Here is a 1,709-nt window from a genome sequence, read left to right on the forward strand (position 1 = left end):
CCATGTCAGACCGCCCAGCACGAACAGCCGAACGCGCCCCAGAAGCCCTTCGCGTCCGAGGTCGGCAACGTGCGGCCCCATGCGCTTGCATGCGCATGACCGTGCATGCCGCACGCACTCGCGCAGCCGCACATCGCGGCGGCCGCCGCGCGCTGCAGCGGCGCGCCGTCGCGCTGCGTCGCACCCCAGCCGCCATAGCCGCCGTAGGCGCGCACCGGCGACCAGTCGGGCATCGCGGGCGGAATCGGCGCATCGTGCGATGCAAACGGCCCCGCGCCCCACACGATCCGGCCGCCCACTACCGTCAGCAGCGCCGTCGTRTCGACGATATCGTCCTCCGCGCACGTGAAGAAATCGCGATCCGGAACCATCAGGTCGGCGAGCTGGCCGACCGCGATGCGCCCCTTCTTCCCCTCCTCGTTCGAGAACCACGTCACGTACTCGGTCCACATGCGCAGCGCAGTCTCGCGATCGAGCAGGTTGCGCTGCGGATACAAGCGCATCCCGCCGACCGTCTTGCCCGTCACGAGCCACGCGAGCGACACCCACGGGTTGTACGACGCCACGCGCGTCGCGTCGGTGCCGGCGGAAACCTTGAGGCCTTTCGACAGCATCTTCGCGACCGGCGGCGTCGCTTCCGCCGCCTGCGCGCCGTAGCGCTCGACGAAGTATTCGCCCTGGTACGCCATCCGGTGCTGCACCGCGATGCCGCCGCCGAGCGCCGCGATCCGGTCCATCGATTTCTCGGAGATCGTTTCCGCGTGATCGAAGAACCAGTTCAGCCCTTCGAGCGGGATATCCKCGTTGACCTTCTCGAACACGTCGAGCGCGCGGCTGATCGTTTCATCGTAGGTCGCATGCATGCGCCACGGCCAGCGGTTCTGCGCAAGCACGCGCACGACGCCCTCGAGATCGTCCTCCATCTGCGCCGGCAGGTCCGGGCGCGCGACGCGGAAATCCTCGAAATCGGCCGCCGAGAACACCAGCATCTCGCCCGCGCCGTTGTTGCGGAAGTAGTCGGTGCCRTCGTGRTACTTGACGCTCTTCGTCCAGTTCACGAAGTCTTCCTTCTCCGCGTTCGGCTTCTGCGTGAACAGGTTGTATGCGATGCGGATCGTCATCTCGCCYGCGTCGTGCAGCTTGCGGATCACCTCGTAATCGTCGGGGTAATTCTGCGAGCCGCCGCCCGCATCGATCACGCCCGTTACGCCGAGCCGGTTCAGCTCGCGCATGAAGTGGCGCGTCGAGTTGTACTGGTACTCGAACGGCAGCTTCGGGCCTTTCGCGAGCGTCGCGTAAAGAATCGTCGCGTTCGGGTTCGCGAGCAGCAGCCCGGTCGGGTTGCCCGCGGCATCGCGCAGGATCGTGCCGCCSGGCGGCTCCGGCGTATCCTTCGTGTAGCCGACGACGCGCAGCGCCGCCGCGTTCAGCAGCGCACGGTCGTACAGGTGCAGGATGAACACGGGCGTATCGGGCGCGGCTGCGTTAAGCTCGTCGATCGTCGGCAGGCGCTTCTCCGCGAACTGGTGCTCGGTGAAGCCGCCGACCACGCGCACCCATTGCGGCGCCGGCGTGATCGCGACCTGCTGCTTGAGCATCTCCATCGCGACCGCGAGCGAGCGCACGCCATCCCAGCGCAGCTCCATGTTGTAGTTCAGGCCGCCGCGAATCACGTGGCAGTGGTTGTCGGTCAGGCCCGGCAGCACGGT

1 protein-coding gene is annotated in these 1,709 nt (G+C 67.4%); it reads right to left on the minus strand.

The window, feature by feature from the left end:
* Positions 1 to 5 precede the first annotated feature (5 nt).
* A partial coding sequence (locus B7G54_RS37770; RefSeq protein ID WP_085043690.1) for an amidohydrolase occupies positions 6 to 1,709 on the minus strand: 1,704 nt, incomplete at its 5' end.

The organism is Burkholderia puraquae (assembly GCF_002099195.1).
In the GTDB taxonomy this organism is placed as follows: Bacteria; Pseudomonadota; Gammaproteobacteria; order Burkholderiales; family Burkholderiaceae; genus Burkholderia; species Burkholderia puraquae.